We start from the raw sequence: 18,594 nt of genomic DNA on the forward strand, positions 1-18,594 counted from the left end.
TCAGAGAACCGATCTTTTTTATTAAAATTTTCCTTCTATCTTGTAATAATTTTCTCCCACAGCTTTTACGGACTGATTCTTTTCAACCGTGTAACTATCGTTTTTTCGGTATTCCAAAAACTCCGTCGTGTTATAAAGTGAATTTTTTACCTTTCTTTCGATAACGATAGCATTTGCTTTTCCATTTTCATATTGTATTTGAATACAGGAAAGGTCGAGATCAGGGTTCGTAACCGTATAGGTAACCAAGTGGTTTATACTATCAACATCCACATAGCCATCGTAAGCAGGCTTATTGATATCTATTGTTACGAAACTTGATAGTTCCGTCTCCCAGTTTTCAATTTTAATCTGCTTCACTTCAGAGATGCTGTCTTTTCTAACTGTTTTGGTAATTGTAGGATTTGTTGCTGCTAATCTTTTAATTTCAGACTGAAAAAAGGAAGGGAGGTCAAATAATTTAACCTGATCCTTTGTTGCAGTATCAGTAGACACACAAGAAAACAAAGCGGAGGAAAGAGCTAACGTTATTATTGTTCTAAACACGCTATATTTATGACGTTTATACCAAAACATTTCCGTTCATTTCAGTTGGAATTTGCAAGTTCAGTAACCGCAAAACCGTCGGTGCTATATCGCCCAACTTACCGTCTGCGATAGCATGGTAATTTTTATCTATTAAAATACAGGGTACCAAATTCGTAGTGTGTGCGGTGTTAACCGATCCATCGTTATTGACCATAAATTCAGAATTTCCATGATCAGCCAGGATGATAAACGAATATCCGTTAGCTAATCCCGTATCTACAACTTTTTGGGTGCATTTGTCAACCGTTTCAACAGCCTTTACCACAGCATCAAATACACCAGTGTGGCCTACCATATCGGGATTTGCAAAATTAAGACAGATAAAATCCGGTTTATTGGTTTCCATATCATTACAGATGGCTTCCGCGATGCCATACGCACTCATTTCTGGTTGCAAATCGTATGTTGCTACCTTCGGAGAAGGAATTAATAAGCGTCGCTCACCGTTGAATTCATCTTCGCGTCCTCCTGAGAAAAAGAACGTTACGTGTGGATATTTTTCGGTTTCGGCAATGCGAACCTGTGTTTTTCCTTGACTAGTAAGCGCCTCTCCTAACGTATTTGTTAGATTATCTTTTTGAAATACCACATTCACGTTCTTGAAGGTGTCGTCGTAAGAAGTCATGGTCACATAATACAAGTTTAATGGTTGCATCTCATATGCTGGAAATGCTTCTTGCGTTAACGCGATAGTGATTTCGCGGCCTCTATCTGTCCGAAAATTATAACAAAATACAACATCTCCATCTTCAATTGTAGCAAGAGGAGAGCCGTTAGCATCTACCATTACAATGGGCTGGATGAACTCATCCGTAATATTTGCATCATACGAATCTTGAATTGAAGCAATTAAATCTGTAGAGCGTATCCCAATTCCTTTTGTTAATAAATCGTAGGCTTGTTTTACCCGCTCCCATCGGTTGTCGCGATCCATGGCGTAATAACGGCCGATTGCAGAAGCAATTGTTCCGGTAGAGTGCGCCAAGTGATTCTGAAGACTCCTTACATAATCAATACCACCATTTGGATCTGTATCACGCCCATCCAAAAAAGAGTGAATAAAGACGTCGTCATTTGTTAAGCCAGCTTGCTGAGCGGCGTCACATAGCGCTTTTAAGTGTTCGATATGTGCATGAACACCACCATCCGATAAAAGTCCGATAAAATGAACTTTTTTCGCGTTATCTCTCGCGTATTGAAATGCATTTTGGATAACCTGATGTGTCATGAATTGCCCCTCCTGTGCGGCCTTATTGACGCGACCCAACTCCTGGTAAACAACCCGACCGGCACCCAAGTTCATATGTCCTACTTCGGAATTCCCCATCTGACCCTCGGGGAGTCCTACGGCTTCACCTGAAGCTTCAAGTCTTGAATTTGGATATGTTGATAATAAATAATCTAAATAAGGAGTATCTGCAGCGATTACTGCGTTTGAATTATCTTCTTTTCCATAACCTAATCCATCCAGGATAAGTAATGCAACTTTTTTTTGATTTAAATTGTCCACACACAAATTTAGATAAAATGCTTTGCATTCACGAACACCCAATAGAAAAAGGCACAAATTCGTCATCTCTTTCTATATACAATCGGTTTCTTGCCCCCGAGTAACTGTGGCATGATTTTTAACTTTATATAGCAAGATAGTTTTCGCACGACTATTAAACAATTAGATATATAGTAATGGGCTTGCTGAAAGTGTTTATATTCATCGTGGTTATAACCCTACAATCATTTGTCGTGGGCGATATTCATGTGGATATCTATAACGGTTTAAAAAACAACAATAGCAAAGCCCTGTCCCAACATTTTGCGACTACTTTAAGTTTATCCATAAATAAAGAAGAAAGTGTGTATTCTAAATTTCAGGCCGAATTATTGTTAAGTGATTTCTTTAGAATGAATAAAACAGTAGAATTAAAACAAGTGCAAAAGGTAAGCGGAAATTCGATTAGTAAACATTTGATTTACAATTTAAAAACCGCTAAAAAATCTTACCGCGTCTTTGTGAAGTTGATCGATAATAGAGGGGAATTTAATATTTCAGAATTGCGAATAGAATGAGTTGTTGATAATTTGTAAGCAATAATTTTTAGAATAAAATATATTTTATTCATCTTAGCCTAATATTTTATAGTTTGGAATGAATCAAGATGTTAAAGAGAAATTAATTGAGTTTGTGAAACTTGCTCTAATAGAGGACGTTGGCGAAGGTGATCATACCTCCATGTCTACTATTGGTAAAGGTAAACATGGAGAAGCAAAACTTCTGGTGAAAGAAGATGGGTTAATTGCTGGTGTCGATGTGGCTTTGGAAATATTTAATCAAATCGATTCCGCTCTACAAGTAGAGGTACTTATTAAAGATGGTTCTCGTGTGGTGTATGGCGATATTATATTAGTCGTAAGAGGAAGTATACATAGTATTTTAAAGGCTGAAAGATTAGTGTTAAATGTGATGCAACGGATGTCGGGCATTGCAACACGTACTGCTACTTATGTCGATTTACTGAAGGAAACCAATACGAAGGTTTTGGATACCCGTAAAACTACACCACTTCTACGTTTTCTAGAAAAGCAAGCAGTAAAAATCGGTGGAGGGGAAAATCACCGTTTTGGTCTATATGATATGATACTTATTAAAGATAATCACGTAGATTATGCGGGCGGTATTTCTAATGCGATTCAGAATGCAACAAGTTATAAAAAAGAGTTTGGAGTAGATATACCAATCGAGGTAGAGGTTCGGAGTTTTGAAGAATTGAACCAGGTTTTGGCATGTGAAGGGGTAGAAAGGGTCATGTTTGATAATTTTACACCCGTGGATGTAAAAAAGGCGGTAGAATTAGTTGACGGAAGGTTGATAACAGAGGCATCTGGCGGTATTACGTTAGATACCATTGGAGAGTATGCCTTAGCCGGAGTAGACTACATATCTGTGGGCGCATTAACGCATTCAGTAAAAAGCATGGACCTAAGTCTAAAGGCCAAACTAATATAACACAAGAGAACGATTAATGATTTCTATTTATTTAGTAGGTATTGTCATATTAGCTTATTTGTTTGGGTCGATACCTACCGCAGTGTGGTTTGGTCAGGCATTTTATAATGTCGATGTTCGAGAGTATGGCAGTGGAAATGCAGGTGCCACCAATACCTTTAGGGTGTTAGGACCCAAAGCAGGTGCCATTGTTATGTTTGTAGATATTTTTAAAGGTTGGACAGCGACTAATTTACCCTATCTTTTAGATAGCTCTATCGTGGGAAATCATAATTCACCGCATTTTGTGAATTTTCAGCTGGCCCTCGGCGTAATAGCCGTTTTAGGACATTTGTTTCCCATATTTGCCGGTTTTAGAGGAGGGAAGGGAGTAGCGACTTTATTTGGAATGGTACTAGCTATTCATGCACCGGCCGCGCTGTGTTGTGTTTCAGTTTTTATTATTTGTTTGCTCGTTACACATTATGTCTCGTTGAGTTCCATATTGGCAGGGTTTACTTTCCCTATAAGTGTCGCATTTATCTTTAAAACCACCGTCCCTTCCGTAATGTTATATGGGATAGCCATTTGTGCATTAATTCTTATCACGCATCAAAAGAATATTGAACGCCTGCTGAAAGGGCATGAATCCAAAATATATTTATTTAAAAAAAAGAATCCTAAATAATCTGTTTGGGCATTAGAATTGCATATTGTATGCAAAGAGTGATTAATGTAACAATGTATATTATGAAAAGAATATTTAACTACACGGCCATGTTTCTGATTGGAGGGATATTGGCAAGTTGTGCTACTTCGGCGGTCACGGGAAGAAAATACCTCAGCTTGGTGAATGAATCCCAGTTGAATGACCAAGCAGCTTTGGCTTACAAGGAGTTTCTATCATCGTCTGAAACCAAAGTTATCACGGGTACCTCCAATGCCACCATGGTGAAGCGGGTAGGAAATAGTATTGCCTCCGCTACTAACCGATTTTTGCAAGAAAGAGGTGTTGCCGACCAATATGATTTTAACTGGGAATTTAATTTAGTACAGAGTGATGAGGTAAATGCCTGGTGTATGCCCGGAGGGAAAGTAGCCGTATATAGCGGCATCATCCCTATTACAGGTAATGAGGCAGGCTTGGCTACCGTAATGGGGCATGAGATCGCCCATGCTATTGAAAAGCACTCGGTAGCACAAGCTTCAAACCAAATTGCACTGCAGCTGGGAGCGCAGGTACTCGGTGCTGCGTCTTCTACAACTAATAATCGTGCTGTATCCGCTATCAATCAGTTATATGGTATCGGAGCTCCTCTAGGTATGCTGAAGTTTTCTAGAAACGATGAGCTGGCGGCTGATAAAGCAGGCTTGATCATTATGGCAATGGCAGGATATGATCCAAATGAAGCAGTGAAATTTTGGGAAAGAATGTCTTCGGCTAAATCTGGACAAGCGCCAGCCGAGTTCTTGAGTACACACCCGAGCGATGTAAGACGTATTTCTCAGCTTCAAAGCTATATTCCGGAAGCAATGAAGTACTATAAAAAATAACGGTAAAAAAAGATAAAAAGAGATAGATTCGTCTATCTCTTTTTTGTTATTTTCCTATCATAATTTATTAGATATCCGTCGGTGTATTTGGGTTTTCCGTAGGCGGCGGCGTGTCACTATGATCGTTATCCTTAGGGGTGTCTGATCGTTCTACTGTAATTGTACACTCCGTCAACAAAGCTGCTAATGCGCCTATTGCAGCAAAAACGGGTAATAATACTACTCCCACAACTCCTATAGTTACCGGGAAACTCAGTATTTCTTTGCCTGCTTTGTCAGAAATTATAATTTTTCGGACATTACCCTCTGCAATGATTTCTTTTATCTTTTTGAGTAGATTCTCACCGTTGACGTTAAAAGATTCTTTGAATGACATAATTATTCTCTTTTATACTGTTAATACTCTTTTTATAAAGTTCGTTAATTTTTATCAAAAAGTACCAAATACACGCGTTATTTTAACGTTATATTATCAGCAACCCATACACCCGAACTAAAACAAGCCTGCAGCAAATAACCTCCTGTGGGCGCCTCCCAATCCAGCATTTCCCCAACACAAAAAATATCCGGATATTTTTTGAGTGCCAATGAATCAGATAATTCCTCAAATGAAACTCCCCCCGCTGTAGAGATCACTTCATCAATAGGTCGTAACGAGGTGATCTCCACCGGAAAGTTTTTAATAGCATACGCTAATCTGCGCGGATCAATGTACGTCTCTTTGTCTAAAAATTTTAACAATTGAATAGCAGCTTGAGATAGTTTTAATCTGTTTTTAAGGATGTATGTCACATTCGTGCTATTTCCCAACTCCTTCTCGATGGTATCTTCTGTGTAACTAGGTTTTAAATCTAAGTACAGCATGATTGGAAAAGACTGCATACGAATGAAACGATTGAGGTAGTATACCGGGGCGCCTTCAATGCCATACGATGTAAATACTATCTCACCCGTTTTTCTATGTTCTGCAAATTTTAAGTGAATATTTTTTAACACCTGGCCGGCTAGTGATGAAAAATCACTTTTCGTATTAAAACCCGAGTTCGCTGGCTGAAGTGTGTTAATTTGAACGTCCTTTTCCAGAAATAGATCTACCCATCTGGCATCCGAACCTGTTTTTGACCAAGAACCGCCACCCAAAGCCAAAATTAGTTTTTGATAAGGGATGCGTAGCAATGCGCCCTGATAGGAGAGGGTAACCGACTCTTCATCAAAATCAATCATGCGATGTGCATAATGAATCTTTACCCCGGAATCGGCTAATCTCGAGAGTATAGCTTGTAATACCTGTATGGGCTTTATTCCTTTAGCAGGAAATATTTTTCCAGAACTTCCTACGAATGTAGGAATTCCAAGATTGTTTAGCCATGTTATAGTTGCTTGGTTGTCAAAATATTGTACGATTTTTTGAATTTCAATCTTATCATACCGTTGAATAAAGGTGTCAATATCTTCACTGTGTGTAAGGTTAAAACCACCATGACCAGCCACTAAAAATTTGCGTGCCGCTGCTTTATTCTGTTCATACACATGCACGTCAAATCCATTCATAGCAAGCCGTTGTGCAGCTATTAATCCGGCAGCTCCCGCTCCAATTATAACGACAGGTGGTTTCGACATCCGACAAAAATAGACAATTCTTTTATGACCGCCCCCAGTATCTGCTTCCTATTTTATTTATGTCGGTAATATCCATGTTCGAAGAGCACAAGCCCATATCATGTTATCAACGCGTAAAATTGGTTATAGGTTACGTAACTACGAAGGGATTTCTCTCTATGACTGAAAATGATGTGAATTAGGCTTCGACAGATCCTTTTGTAAACATTTTTACTGGTTTCTAAAACATATGTTTCATGTTTTCCGAATTATGTCTTCCTACCTTTACTGCTGTACGATGTCGCATATAAGCGATACCCGTATTAATTATAAACTTTTGCTATAAACCTTAATGAAAATTTGCAGATGATATTTAAGCGTTTAATATGGACCTTTGTTCTTCTATGGAGCACAGTGGGTGTGTATAGTCAGCACATCCCATCTTTTGTTCACGACGTAGCATCCTTAGGCGATTTCACGCTGGTTAGCGCCGGAATCCCCATTCCTATTACTTATGACGTTAATGATCATAAGGGCGTAGTTAGAGCGATCCACAGCCTTAAAGAAGATTTTAAACGGGTAACGGCCAATTATCCTTCGGAGGCGGCTCATAAATGTCAAATTATCATCGGAACAGTCGGAAACTCTGCAGTAATTGATAAACTCATCACCGAAAAGAAAATAGCAGGGGATCAATTACAAGGGAAAAATGAAAAATTTATTATTCAACTTGTTGTAAACCCAACTCCCGGAGTTGATTCCGCCTTGATCATTGCAGGCAGCGATAAACGTGGGACTATATTCGGTATCTACGAGTTGTCGGCACAAATCGGTGTATCCCCCTGGTACTATTGGGCAGATGTGCCTGTTGAAAAGCGGACCGAACTGTACGCTAGGCTAGGTGTCTATACACAGGGCGAACCCGCTGTACGCTACCGTGGAATTTTCCTAAACGACGAGGCGCCTGCGCTTAGTGGTTGGGCACGGGCTACCTTTGGAGGATACAACCAAGAGTTCTACGAAAAGGTATTCGAACTCCTGCTGCGGCTAAAAGCCAATTTTTTATGGCCCGCGATGTGGGGAAATGCGTTTTACGACGATGATCCGCGTAATGGCGAACTGGCAGACGAAATGGGGATTGTGATGAGTACCTCCCATCATGAACCTATGGGGCGTGCGCAGCAAGAGTGGAAGAGGTATGGAAATGGCGGTGCTTGGGACTACAGTAAAAACGAAAAAGGGTTGCAAGAATTTTGGCGAGGAGGTATGCAACGCACCAAAAACTGGGAAAGCCTGATCACCATTGCCATGCGGGGAGATGGAGACGAGCCGATGAGTGAAGACCAGAATATGGGTCTGCTGGAGAAAATTGTAAAAGACCAACGGAAGATAATCGAAGAAGTAACAGGTAAAAAGGCAGAACACACACCGCAAGTATGGGCTTTATATAAGGAAGTACAAGATTATTATGATGCTGGAATGCGCGTGCCCGATGATGTAACCTTGCTCTTCTGCGATGATAACTGGGGTAATGTACGAAAACTGCCAGATTTAAATGGGAAAAAGCGGAAGGGCGGATACGGCATGTATTATCACTTTGATTACGTTGGAGCCCCGCGTAACACGAAGTGGTTAAACGTCAGTCAGGTACAGCGGGTATGGGAACAGATGAATTTAACCTATCAGCATGGAGTAGATCGCATATGGGTGGTCAATGTGGGTGATTTAAAACCTATGGAGTATCCGATTTCGTTTTTTCTGGATATGGCGTGGAATCCGAATCAATTTAATGCCATCAATTTATTGGCACATACGGAAACGTGGTGTGCACAACAGTTTGGGGAGGCATATGCGCAAGAAGCCGCACATCTTATCGATACCTATACAAAGTATAATCACCGTGTTACACCGGAACTGCTAAACCATAGCACATTTAGCCTAACAAACTATAAGGAATTCGAAACCGTAGTAAACGACTATCGCGATCTACTCGTTCGTGCAATGCGCCTCTATAATCTAATGCCGGCCCACTTGAAGGATTCTTTTGACCAATTGGTGTTATTTCCCATCAATGGTATGTCAAATCTATATGACATGTATTATGCCAAGGCACAAAACGAATATTACGCTTCCATGAAGGATAGTCAGGCGAATTTTTGGGCAGATAAGGTAAAAGAAGGTTTTGTACGCGATTCGTTGCTCACACAGCATTTTAATACCATCGTAGATGGAAAATGGAAACACATGATGGATCAGGTAAGAATCGGATATACGAGTTGGAACAATCCCCCTAAAGCTATTATGCCAGGCGTAACGTATGTCGAATCCAGTGCCGCCGCGGACGATGTAAACGTATTTCTGGAAAAAGATGGTTATGTATCTATAGAGGTGATGAACTATGCAAATGCCAGCAATTCACAAGATGTGAAATGGACGGAGATCCCTAATTTAGGTAAGACCCAATCCGCGTTAACAACCATGCCGGTAACCGCACCGCTCACGGAAGAGGTCTATATTGAGTACAAGGTATCGGTCGAAACACCTGGAAAGGGAAAGCTTATTTTGCTCGTCTCGCCCACCTTAAATTTTAATGGCAATAAGGGATTACGCTATGCCGTTTCTATCAACGATGGTGTTGAGCAGGTTGTTAATCTCAACGGACATTATAAAGGAGAGCTGGGTGCTTGGCAAGCCAATCGTATTATAGCAAGTACAACAGATCATGAATTCAAATCGACGGGTGAATATCGTATCCGCATACGTCCGTTGGAGCATGGTATTGTGATACAAAAAGTGATCCTCGATCTGGGGGGATTAAAGCCTTCCTATCTAGGGCCACCACAAAGTGCACATAGATAGTAGAATAGGTGCCAGACAATTTAATAATTCGTATAGAAGTTACTTAATGATATCATGAACGCTGAAAAGAAATTAACCAATGAATCCAAAGGGTTCTATAAACTTTCGCAAGTGCAACGCATCGGATTCGGTTCGGGCGATTTGGCTCAAAACCTGATTTACCAAACGGTCTCGATGTACCTGCTTATTTTTTATACCAATGTATTTGGGATATCTGCAGCATCGGCAGGAGTTATGTTTTTAGTGGTACGGATAGTAGATGTCATCTGGGATCCCATAGTAGGCACATTCGTCGACAAGCGTAATCCCAAAATGGGTAAATATCGTTCTTACCTTATTTTAGGAGGTATACCGCTTACCGGTTTTGCTATTCTCTGTTTTTGGAATGGCTTTTCGGGTTCCTTGTTTTACGCGTATAGTACGTACGTAGGTCTTTCTATGCTGTACACGTTGATCAATGTTCCTTATGGCGCATTGAACGCTTCATTGACACGTGATACAGATGAAATTACCAAGTTAACAGCGGTCAGGATGTTTATGGCAAACCTTGGCGGGTTGGCTGTTGGTTATGGCGTGCCCATTGTTGTTCAATATTTTTCTCCCGATGGCAAAATAAACTCGAAAGAGTCGGGAGAAGCCTGGTTTATTACGATGACTATTTATGCACTTGCTGGTCTGGCAATGCTGGTGTTTTGCTATACACAGACCAAAGAGCGCGTGGTAATGGATGAAAAGGAAACCGAAAATGTTAAAGTTTCAGATTTATGGACCGAATTTAAACACAATGGCCCCTTGCGCGTGCTTGCTTTCTTCTTTATTACCGCGTTTGCGATGATGGCGATAGGAAATTCGGCAGGCTCATATTATATGATTTACAACGTACAAGCTCCCGAAATGTTGCCTTACTTTATGGCATTAGGATCTATCCCCGCATTTATTTTTATGCCGCTGGTGCCTGCCATTAAACGGGCGATCGGAAAAAAGCAGATGTTTTACGTATTTTTGAGCATCGCTATTGCAGGCATGGCTATGCTGTATATCATTTCTATTGTACCTGCGCTGAAAACACAGATTTGGTTGGTATTCGTCGCGCAGTTTGTTAAATCAACTGGAGTTATCGTCGCTACGGGCTATATGTGGGCCTTAGTTCCCGAAGTAATCTCCTACGGAGAGCGCGCTACAGGTAAACGTATTTCGGGTATTGTAAATGCCTTAACCGGTATTTTCTACAAGGCAGGGATGGCTCTTGGTGGCATCGTTCCCGGCCTTGTGCTGGCCTACGTAGGATTTGATGAAAAAAACAACGTCACGCAGTCCGCTTTTGCCGAACGGGGGATTTTATGGCTTGTTGCCGTAGTTCCAGCTTTATTGTTGATTGCTGCAATGTTTATCATCTCGAAATACAAGTTAACGGATGAGGTAATCGACAAAATTAATCTAGAGATCGGAGCGAGATAGAAAGTTAATACGAGTAAACCGATCAATAACAATACGACATGCTATCAAACAAGCTACAACTTTTTTTATGCTGTATTCTTCTTTCACCGCTTGTGCTAGCAGCAGCGGACGGAAGTCAATTGTGGTTACGCTACGATAAGGTAACAGCTGCCGAGGCGGGCAGGCGTCAAATCAGATCGACATCGAGCGGCCCCGTAGCGCTTATGGCTAAGGCCGAGTTGGACGACTATTGGCGTGGACCGGCGGTTGAATTGGTGATTGATAAAAAGAAAAGGGAATACGGAGAGGGCTATCAGATTAAATGGACCGGAAGCGGTTTGCAGATACTCGCCCAACAGGATAGAGGCCTATTGTATGGAGCCTATCATCTGCTACGTTTGCAGGGCGAAGGTAAAGACCTGCGGGGAGTCGATCTAACAGAAATTCCAGCATATGATATACGTATTCTCAATCACTGGGATAACCTAGATGGCACAATAGAACGGGGTTATGCTGGCCGATCGCTGTGGAAATGGCTGGAGCTTCCTACCCAGATATCTCCCCGGTATGCAGCCTATGCACGTGCGAATGCTTCCATAGGAATTAATGCCGTCGTGTTAAATAACGTCAATGCTTCGCCAGACATCCTTCGTCCGGATTATCTGCTCAAAGTAAAAGCACTGGCTGATATTTTTCGGCCGTACGGCATACAAGTATATCTTTCGATCAACTTTTCGTCGCCGAAGATAATAGGCGGTGTCAAGGATTCGGACCCGTTGAATCCCGATGTCAGCACCTGGTGGAAGAATAAAGTGAAAGAAATTTATCGGACGATTCCCGATTTTGGTGGTTTTTTAGTGAAAGCCAACTCAGAAGGACAGCCCGGCCCGCAAGATTATGGACGAACGCATGCCGATGGGGCAAATATGCTTGCTGATGCATTAAAGCCTTATGATGGTCTGGTGATGTGGCGAGCCTTCGTTTACAATCCAACGACAGAAGATCGTGCGAAGCAGGCCTATCAGGAGTTTGTGCCGCTTGATGGAAAATTTAGCGAAAATGTAATCATCCAGATCAAAAACGGACCGATAGATTTTCAGCCAAGAGAACCGTTTAATCCGTTATTTGGCGCATTGCGGAAGAGCAGCGAGATGGTCGAATTCCAGATAACACAAGAGTATCTTGGGTTTTCAAATCACTTAGTTTACCTCGCCCCCCTGTTCAAGGAGACATTGGATAGCGACACCTATTCCGATGGCAAAGGAAGCACCATTGCAAAGTTGACGGACGGCACATTAAGGCCTGCGAAAAAAACGGCAATCTCTGCCGTAGCAAATATTGGTGAAGATACCAATTGGACCGGGCATCACTTTGCACAGGCTAATTGGTACGCCTTTGGGCGGCTCGCATGGGATCATCAGCTTTCGTCTGAACAAATAGCAGAAGAATGGATTAGCCTGACATTCTCACGGGAAGAACAACTGGTCCATGCTGTAAAGGAAATCATGATGACATCAAGAGAAGCGGTGGTGAATTACATGATGCCATTGGGGCTACACCATATATTTGCTTTCGATCATCATTACGGACCAGAACCCTGGGGCGATCGAAAAGGTGGTCGGGCAGACTGGATGCCCTGGTATTATCATAATGCCGATACGGTAGGCATGGGGTTCGATCGTACCGCAAGCGGAAGCGATGCCGTATCCCAATATTTCCCACCTCTTGATGAGATATACGGTGATATTACCTCCTGTCCGGACAGTCTTTTGCTGTGGTTTCATCATGTGTCTTGGACACACCGAATGAAGAGTGGCCGTACAATGTGGGAGGAGCTGTGTTACCGGTACGATGCGGGTGTACAACAGGTACGCGAATTGCAAAAAGCTTGGGATAGATTAGAGCACCAGGTCGATAGTCAACGCTTCGCAGCGGTACAGTCGAAGCTCAAGATCCAAGCGAAAGACGCCGTCTGGTGGAAAGACGCCTGTCTGCTCTATTTTAAGACGTTCGCCCGTCAGCCCATTCCATATGATATTGAACGGCCTGTACACGAGTTAGAAGACCTGAAGAAAATTAAATTAAATTTAATCCATCATAATTAAAGGCTTAGAAAGCAAGTAAAAGATACTATTCGATTTTTTTCATATTATTAATTCTTTAAATTTATCTTTATAAATCCTTAATCACAAATAAATTACCCAAAAGCGAGGTACGATAGATGAAATATAGAAAATCAAGTATGAGAACAATCATCAGAAAAACATTGTTAACCGCTTGCTGCTCTTTACTGCTATTCATGGCCTTCGCTCAGTCAAAACAGGCGCGCATCGGTATTGACGGACTTACCCATAGTCATGTACATGGCGCCTTACAGCATATAGGAAAATCAAATGCAGCAATTCAAATTGTCGGCATAGCAGAGCCGAATAGAGACTTAGCTAAACGGTTGGCTACACAATATGGGTTTGATATGAACATCGTATACGATTCGGTTGAAGAGATGGTCGAAAAAACAAAACCAGAGGGCGTGATGGCGTTCAATTCTATCTATCAGCATTTGAGTACGGTTAAGGCTTGTGCACCCCGCGGTATTCACGTCATGGTCGAAAAACCACTTGCGGTGAATATGAACCACGCTACAGAGATGGCGACATTAGCGCGAGCACATAATATCCTGTTATTGACCAATTACGAAACAACCTGGTATGCCAGCAATCAGAAATTATATCATATGGTTGAAAAAGATAATGCCATTGGCGAGCTGCGCAAAGTTGTCATCTGCGACGGACATGAAGGGCCGAAGGAGATAGGCTGTAACGAGGAGTTTCTCGCGTGGCTGACTGATCCGGTGCAGAATGGAGGAGGAGCTGTTATCGATTTCGGCTGTTATGGTGCCAATCTTATGACATGGCTTATGAAAAACGAACGACCACTCTCCGTTTCGGCCACATTAAATCAAATTAAGCCTCACATTTATCCACATGTCGACGACGAAGCCACTATCGTGGTCAAATATCCAAAGGCACAGGCCATCATTCAGGGTTCATGGAACTGGCCATTTTCGCGCAAGGACATGGAAGCCTATGGCGTACATGGATATATAAAAGCACTGGACGGGAATAATATATCCTACCGTTTAAAAAATGAAAAAAGTGCCACACAAGCGCGTCTTTCTTCAGATTCCATCCCGTTTGACAATCCCTTTAGCTATTTTTCAGCTGCCATTCATAAAACAGCAGACGTGTCAGCTGAAGATCTCTCTTCCCTGGAAAATAACCTGATTGTTATCGAGATCCTTGATGCTGCACGCGAAAGTGCAAGAACAGGGAAGGTTGTTGATTTGAGTTTGTGAAACTGAATAAATGGCATACAAGAGGAACGTTCAATTTGGTACAATAAGAAGCAGTAGATCTTTTTTATGGCGAGACACTCTCTTAAATAATTTTGTAAATATGGGATACTACCAAAAAAATCCTACTTTGGCATATATTTCATTGATTAGACGTGCCTCATTTTATTTAGGGTGTGGTCATCCTATACGGAGTGTATGCTTCTTAGCAAAGGCTTACATTTCTTGTTGTTCGATTTATAGCGTTGAATATTATTTGTGCAGGGAAAAAAACACGAGACTGAAGCTTATCTTATTTTATAAGTTTTGCTACAGTGTATTGGTTGGATCTGTTTTTAATAAATATAAAGAAGGCTATACAAATTAGCTTCAATAAGTGGGAAGCATTAGAACAAGTTCGGGTAACGACTTCTTATAAAACTTCCCGCTGTTTGGGTTTTATTTGTTAGATGGACCTCCTGAATATAATGCTTTATCTCATCTTGGGTATTTGCTAAAGTGAAATAGTCAAAATTTTTGGTTAAAAAAGTAACTCAATCTATAGAGTCGCCATCAACGTAGTAAGATCGAGAAATAATATTATCTATTTTTACCAGCCTTTGATAGCACCACCTTTAAAGGCTTCTTCTGCAGCTTGTACAACTTCCTCGGATTGATATGATTTTACAAAATCGGCTAGTTTTACGTCGTCCTTGTTGTCTTTGCGGCTAACGATAACGTTGACATATGGCGATTTACCACTTTCTACAAAAATGCCGTCTTTTTTGGCCGTGAGCTGGTGGCTTGCCGCAAAATTATTGTTGATTACTGCTACCGCTACCTTGTCATCGTCCAATGTACGTGGCAACTGGGGTGCTTCTAGTTCCAGAATACGCAGGTTTTTCTTATTCTCCGTAATATCCTGTAATGTAGGAAGTAAATTGTTGCCTTCCTTTAGCTTGATAAGTCCCACTTCCTGCAGCAATAGCAAGGCTCTCCCCAGGTTAGTGGGGTCATTCGGGATAACAACGGTATCTTCATTTTTAAGCTGGTCGATGGATGTTATTTTTTTGGAATAGCCCGCCATTGGATAGACAAATGTATTGCCTAATATGGCAAAGTCGTACCCTCTGTTCTTCGCTTGCACATCGAGATAGGGTTTGTTCTGAAATACATTGGCATCGATATCTTTTTGCCGCAGCGCTTCATTGGGCATCACATAATCATTAAATGTGACGAGTTCGACATCCAGATTGTATTTTTCCTTTGCTACTTTTTTTGCTGTTTCGGCCAATACATACTCCGGTCCGGATTGTACGCCGACCTTCAGTATATTCTCGTTATTGGAATTGGAAGAACAGGATAGGGTAATGGCGATAGCCATAAGACCTATTATTGATTTGAAAGCTGTATGCATAATATGTTTTTTAAATGTATAAACCTAATTAATATCTCGGAGAAGGCCAGCAGACCTTATTATTTGCGGTGGTCTACGCGTTTGGACAGCCTGTCGCCCGCGAATTGGATAAGAAAGACAATACCGACGAGCAGAACTAGCACCGTATTCATAATCAGCGCATCATACCCGACGTATCCGTATTGATAACCGATGTGTCCTAGTCCGCCTGCACCTACCGCGCCCCCCATAGCGGAGTAACCGACCAGTGTAATCAATGTGACCGAAGCACTGTTGATCAATGCTGGTAAAGCTTCGGGGATAAGTACTTTACGCACCACCTGTATGGGCGTAGCGCCCATAGCACGGGCCGCCTCAATAAGACCATGCGGTATCTCCAATAAGCAATTTTCGACAAGTCGGGCGACAAAGGGAGCTGCACCAATGCTGAGCGGTACGATAGCAGCCTGCATACCGATGGAAGTGCCGACCAGCATGCGGGTAAACGGAATCATCCATACGATAAGAATAATAAATGGGATCGAACGGAACACGTTCACAAAGAAGGCCGTCGTGCGGTATAGCGAACGGTTTTCCATTAATTGGCCGGGACGGGTAACAAATAAAAAGATCCCTAAGGGCAAACCGATACAAAAACTGAAAAATCCAGATGTAAAGGTCATAAAAATAGTTTCCCAAGTGCCTTTTAATAGTAACCAAAATATTCCTTCAGACATACGTATTACGGTTGTTTAAGTTAATCGATTCGTAGAGACGGGTTGAGTAGATCTTTGGTAACCTGTGTTTGTGGATTCAGAAATAGCGATTCCACATCATTCTGCTCAATGATCTCACCATGTGCAATTACCGCTACCCGGTTGCAGATTGCGCGTACAACCTCCATCTCATGTGTGATCAGGATGATGGTGATGCCCAATTCGCGGTTTATTTTTCTTAACAGAGCGAGTATCGACCGCGTGGTATGGGGGTCGAGCGCACTGGTTGCTTCATCACAAAGCAGTATTTCCGGATCTGATGCCAAGGCTCTCCCGATGGCGACCCGCTGTTTTTGTCCGCCGGATAAATTTGCGGGATACTCATCTTTTTTATCGAGGAGATCCACTAGTTCAAGTAACCGCTCTACTTTGCTGCGGATCACTTCTTTACGTGTGCCGATGAGTTCGAGTGGTAACGCAATATTGTCATATACGGAACGGGAAGAGAGGAGGTTAAATTGTTGGAATATCATCCCAATCTTACGTCGGACTTGAATAAGTGCCTTATCTCCCAACTTAGCCAAATCAACCTTATCCCAGAAAATATGTCCTGAGGTTGGTCTTTCAAGTAGGTTAACGGTACGGATCAATGTACTCTTGCCTGCGCCGGATGAACCTATGATGCCAAAGATATCTCCTTTTTCGATGTGTAGCGTAACCTCTTTTAAGGCGTCTACCCGACCATTTTTTTTATGAAATACCTTACTTACTTTGTCTAAATGAATCATATACTTTTGCGAAAGTATCCATCATATACCGATAGCCTGTGATGAATGTTTTTTTTCAACAATATAGTTTTATGGGGCTAAGATAAGGTGTTTAATTTATTATATATAATAAAATCTATCAGATTGGTCTATATTATTGAGGTATGTTGTTCGGTTTGAAGCAAGTCCGCTCTTTTACCGGAGCGTGAAATAGGGAAGCGAGATTCTCTTTTAGAAAATGTTTGTGCGTGTCGCAATAAAAATTTTCTGCTATTTAAGGTGTTTGTGGAAAATACTTTAATTGAGATTGGTTTTGTCTAGTGAAAAAAGCTATTTTTGCGTTAAAATAATGCACACTTTAATTTTGTGGTATAAAATGGCCAAGATCGGGAGAGGGAATATGCTGTCCATATTATCAATTGTAATTTTATTGGAATTTACATCATGCCAGCATAGCTCTAGCACTACCTTGGGTTATGTTGGGGCAGCGGATACAACTGCTCTTGATGTCGTTGATTCGGCACTCGTACAGTCGGAATCAAAAAAAAGCCCGTTACTGATTACAAAATGGGATTCTTTACAAAAGAATCTAATTAAATTCCACGTAGACAGTATCAATCCTGTCGATATCAAGCTGCAGAAAAGACATTTGAAGGATTCTTTGCGACGGGAATTTGATTCCAAACCGAAACATGTATACTTGACATTCGATGATGGTCCGTTGATCGGTAGTGCAGCAATTGATTCCATTGCAACTGCGAAGGATATAAAAATAAATGCTTTTTTGGTCGGACGACATGCTAATATGAGCAAGCGTCTGAAGCGAGATCTTGAAAAATACCGGTCAAATCCGCGGGTAGGGTGCTACAACCATTCGTATACGCATGGAATGAACAAATTCAGTGCGTTTTACAGCAACCCGAACACGGCATTTGCTGATTTTGAAAAGAATGAAATTGATCTGGCTCTAACGCATAAGATCATTCGTCTGCCTGGCCGAAATATCTGGATATATGATGACGTGCGGAAGATAGATCTGCAAAGTGGATCGAGTACAGCGGATTTACTGTATACCAATGGGTACAAGATCTACGGGTGGGATGTTGAGTGGAGAATTCATGGCTTGACCGGCAAACCGATACAGTCGGTAGGGGAGATATATCATCGAATCCGGAACTTCATGAATAATAAGAGTTCGCTTACGCCTAATAATGTGGTTTTACTGATGCACGACGATATGTTTCAGAATAAGAAGGGACAATTGCTGCTGACAGCCCTTATCGACAGTCTTAAACGCGAAGATTACCAATTTGATTTTATAGAAGATTACCCGAAGAGGTACTAGGCTTAAAAAACGGGCTGCT

At 41.5% G+C, this 18,594-nt stretch carries 17 protein-coding genes; 10 read left to right on the top strand and 7 right to left on the bottom strand.

Features of this window, described 5'->3' with window-relative positions:
- Positions 1-21: 21 nt before the first annotated feature.
- Positions 22-546, bottom strand: a complete 525-nt coding sequence (locus tag C4F40_RS17955; protein ID WP_196940790.1) for a hypothetical protein — start codon at positions 544-546, stop codon at positions 22-24.
- A gap of 16 nt (positions 547-562) precedes the next feature.
- Entirely contained in the window at positions 563-2,098 is a 1,536-nt protein-coding gene (gene gpmI, locus C4F40_RS17960) for a 2,3-bisphosphoglycerate-independent phosphoglycerate mutase (protein ID WP_231390121.1), read from the bottom strand.
- Between the two features lie 176 nt (positions 2,099-2,274).
- On the opposite strand from gpmI, the gene C4F40_RS17965 reads away from it, so the two are divergent.
- The 4 genes from C4F40_RS17965 to C4F40_RS17980 all read left to right on the top strand — a co-directional run bounded on the left by C4F40_RS17965 (position 2,275) and on the right by C4F40_RS17980 (position 5,125).
- Positions 2,275-2,655: a DUF4783 domain-containing protein gene (locus C4F40_RS17965; RefSeq protein ID WP_196940792.1), complete on the top strand. Its 381-nt coding sequence runs from the start codon at positions 2,275-2,277 to the stop codon at positions 2,653-2,655.
- A gap of 79 nt (positions 2,656-2,734) precedes the next feature.
- Complete coding sequence (gene nadC, locus C4F40_RS17970) at positions 2,735-3,592, top strand: carboxylating nicotinate-nucleotide diphosphorylase (protein WP_196940793.1); 858 nt, start codon at positions 2,735-2,737, stop codon at positions 3,590-3,592.
- Between the two features lie 16 nt (positions 3,593-3,608).
- On the top strand, positions 3,609-4,259 hold the full coding sequence (gene plsY / locus C4F40_RS17975) for a glycerol-3-phosphate 1-O-acyltransferase PlsY (protein ID WP_196940794.1): 651 nt from the start codon (positions 3,609-3,611) through the stop codon (positions 4,257-4,259).
- Positions 4,260-4,321: 62 nt separating this feature from the next.
- Positions 4,322-5,125: a M48 family metallopeptidase gene (locus C4F40_RS17980; RefSeq protein WP_196940795.1), complete on the top strand. Its 804-nt coding sequence runs from the start codon at positions 4,322-4,324 to the stop codon at positions 5,123-5,125.
- A 67-nt stretch (positions 5,126-5,192) separates the two neighbouring features.
- On the opposite strand, the gene C4F40_RS17985 is transcribed toward C4F40_RS17980, so the two are convergent.
- Positions 5,193-5,501, bottom strand: coding sequence for a DUF4342 domain-containing protein (locus C4F40_RS17985; RefSeq protein ID WP_196940796.1), 309 nt, complete (start codon positions 5,499-5,501; stop codon positions 5,193-5,195).
- A gap of 77 nt (positions 5,502-5,578) precedes the next feature.
- Entirely contained in the window at positions 5,579-6,745 is a 1,167-nt protein-coding gene (locus C4F40_RS17990) for a BaiN/RdsA family NAD(P)/FAD-dependent oxidoreductase (protein ID WP_196940797.1), read from the bottom strand.
- A 345-nt stretch (positions 6,746-7,090) separates the two neighbouring features.
- On the opposite strand from C4F40_RS17990, the gene C4F40_RS17995 reads away from it, so the two are divergent.
- The 5 genes from C4F40_RS17995 to C4F40_RS18010 all read left to right on the top strand — a co-directional run bounded on the left by C4F40_RS17995 (position 7,091) and on the right by C4F40_RS18010 (position 14,375).
- Positions 7,091-9,583, top strand: a complete 2,493-nt coding sequence (locus C4F40_RS17995; RefSeq protein ID WP_196940798.1) for a glycosyl hydrolase 115 family protein — start codon at positions 7,091-7,093, stop codon at positions 9,581-9,583.
- Positions 9,584-9,637: 54 nt separating this feature from the next.
- Complete coding sequence (locus C4F40_RS18000; protein ID WP_196940799.1) at positions 9,638-11,041, top strand: MFS transporter; 1,404 nt, start codon at positions 9,638-9,640, stop codon at positions 11,039-11,041.
- Positions 11,042-11,072: 31 nt separating this feature from the next.
- Positions 11,073-11,180, top strand: coding sequence for a hypothetical protein (locus C4F40_RS21820; protein WP_390881659.1), 108 nt, complete (start codon positions 11,073-11,075; stop codon positions 11,178-11,180).
- 64 nt (positions 11,181-11,244) lie between these two features.
- The gene (locus C4F40_RS18005) at positions 11,245-13,125 is read left to right on the top strand and encodes an alpha-glucuronidase (RefSeq protein WP_449325345.1); all 1,881 of its coding nucleotides are present in this window, start codon (positions 11,245-11,247) and stop codon (positions 13,123-13,125) included.
- A 137-nt stretch (positions 13,126-13,262) separates the two neighbouring features.
- Positions 13,263-14,375, top strand: a complete 1,113-nt coding sequence (locus tag C4F40_RS18010; protein ID WP_196940801.1) for a Gfo/Idh/MocA family protein — start codon at positions 13,263-13,265, stop codon at positions 14,373-14,375.
- Positions 14,376-14,961: 586 nt separating this feature from the next.
- On the opposite strand, the gene metQ is transcribed toward C4F40_RS18010, so the two are convergent.
- Genes metQ through C4F40_RS18025 form a run of 3 tightly spaced genes read right to left on the bottom strand, consistent with a single transcriptional unit; the run spans position 14,962 to position 17,251 of the window.
- Positions 14,962-15,768 (bottom strand): methionine ABC transporter substrate-binding lipoprotein MetQ, encoded by an 807-nt coding sequence (metQ, locus tag C4F40_RS18015; protein ID WP_196940802.1) that lies wholly within the window; start codon positions 15,766-15,768, stop codon positions 14,962-14,964.
- 59 nt (positions 15,769-15,827) lie between these two features.
- A complete protein-coding gene (locus C4F40_RS18020) occupies positions 15,828-16,484 on the bottom strand; it encodes a methionine ABC transporter permease MetI (RefSeq protein WP_196940803.1) in 657 nt (218 codons plus the stop codon).
- Between the two features lie 20 nt (positions 16,485-16,504).
- On the bottom strand, positions 16,505-17,251 hold the full coding sequence (locus tag C4F40_RS18025; protein ID WP_196940804.1) for a methionine ABC transporter ATP-binding protein: 747 nt from the start codon (positions 17,249-17,251) through the stop codon (positions 16,505-16,507).
- 328 nt (positions 17,252-17,579) lie between these two features.
- On the opposite strand from C4F40_RS18025, the gene C4F40_RS18030 reads away from it, so the two are divergent.
- Positions 17,580-18,575, top strand: coding sequence for a polysaccharide deacetylase family protein (locus C4F40_RS18030; RefSeq protein WP_231390122.1), 996 nt, complete (start codon positions 17,580-17,582; stop codon positions 18,573-18,575).
- The last annotated feature ends 19 nt before the right edge of the window (positions 18,576-18,594 follow it).

Origin of the sequence: Sphingobacterium pedocola (genome assembly GCF_015209965.1) — a bacterium.
Lineage (GTDB): Bacteria > Bacteroidota > Bacteroidia > Sphingobacteriales > Sphingobacteriaceae > Sphingobacterium > Sphingobacterium pedocola.

Excerpts from the sequence above, each read along its gene's own strand:
- C4F40_RS17965 (WP_196940792.1), top strand. The coding sequence starts at position 2,275 with ATGGGCTTGCTGAAAGTGTTTATATTCATCGTGGTTATAACCCTACAA.
- nadC (WP_196940793.1), top strand. The coding sequence starts at position 2,735 with ATGAATCAAGATGTTAAAGAGAAATTAATTGAGTTTGTGAAACTTGCT.
- plsY (WP_196940794.1), top strand. The coding sequence starts at position 3,609 with ATGATTTCTATTTATTTAGTAGGTATTGTCATATTAGCTTATTTGTTT.
- C4F40_RS17980 (WP_196940795.1), top strand. The coding sequence starts at position 4,322 with ATGAAAAGAATATTTAACTACACGGCCATGTTTCTGATTGGAGGGATA.
- C4F40_RS17985 (WP_196940796.1), bottom strand. The coding sequence starts at position 5,501 with ATGTCATTCAAAGAATCTTTTAACGTCAACGGTGAGAATCTACTCAAA.
- C4F40_RS17990 (WP_196940797.1), bottom strand. The coding sequence starts at position 6,745 with ATGTCGAAACCACCTGTCGTTATAATTGGAGCGGGAGCTGCCGGATTA.
- C4F40_RS17995 (WP_196940798.1), top strand. The coding sequence starts at position 7,091 with ATGATATTTAAGCGTTTAATATGGACCTTTGTTCTTCTATGGAGCACA.
- C4F40_RS18000 (WP_196940799.1), top strand. The coding sequence starts at position 9,638 with ATGAACGCTGAAAAGAAATTAACCAATGAATCCAAAGGGTTCTATAAA.
- C4F40_RS18005 (WP_449325345.1), top strand. The coding sequence starts at position 11,245 with ATGGCTAAGGCCGAGTTGGACGACTATTGGCGTGGACCGGCGGTTGAA.
- C4F40_RS18010 (WP_196940801.1), top strand. The coding sequence starts at position 13,263 with ATGAGAACAATCATCAGAAAAACATTGTTAACCGCTTGCTGCTCTTTA.
- metQ (WP_196940802.1), bottom strand. The coding sequence starts at position 15,768 with ATGCATACAGCTTTCAAATCAATAATAGGTCTTATGGCTATCGCCATT.
- C4F40_RS18020 (WP_196940803.1), bottom strand. The coding sequence starts at position 16,484 with ATGTCTGAAGGAATATTTTGGTTACTATTAAAAGGCACTTGGGAAACT.
- C4F40_RS18025 (WP_196940804.1), bottom strand. The coding sequence starts at position 17,251 with ATGATTCATTTAGACAAAGTAAGTAAGGTATTTCATAAAAAAAATGGT.
- C4F40_RS18030 (WP_231390122.1), top strand. The coding sequence starts at position 17,580 with ATGCACACTTTAATTTTGTGGTATAAAATGGCCAAGATCGGGAGAGGG.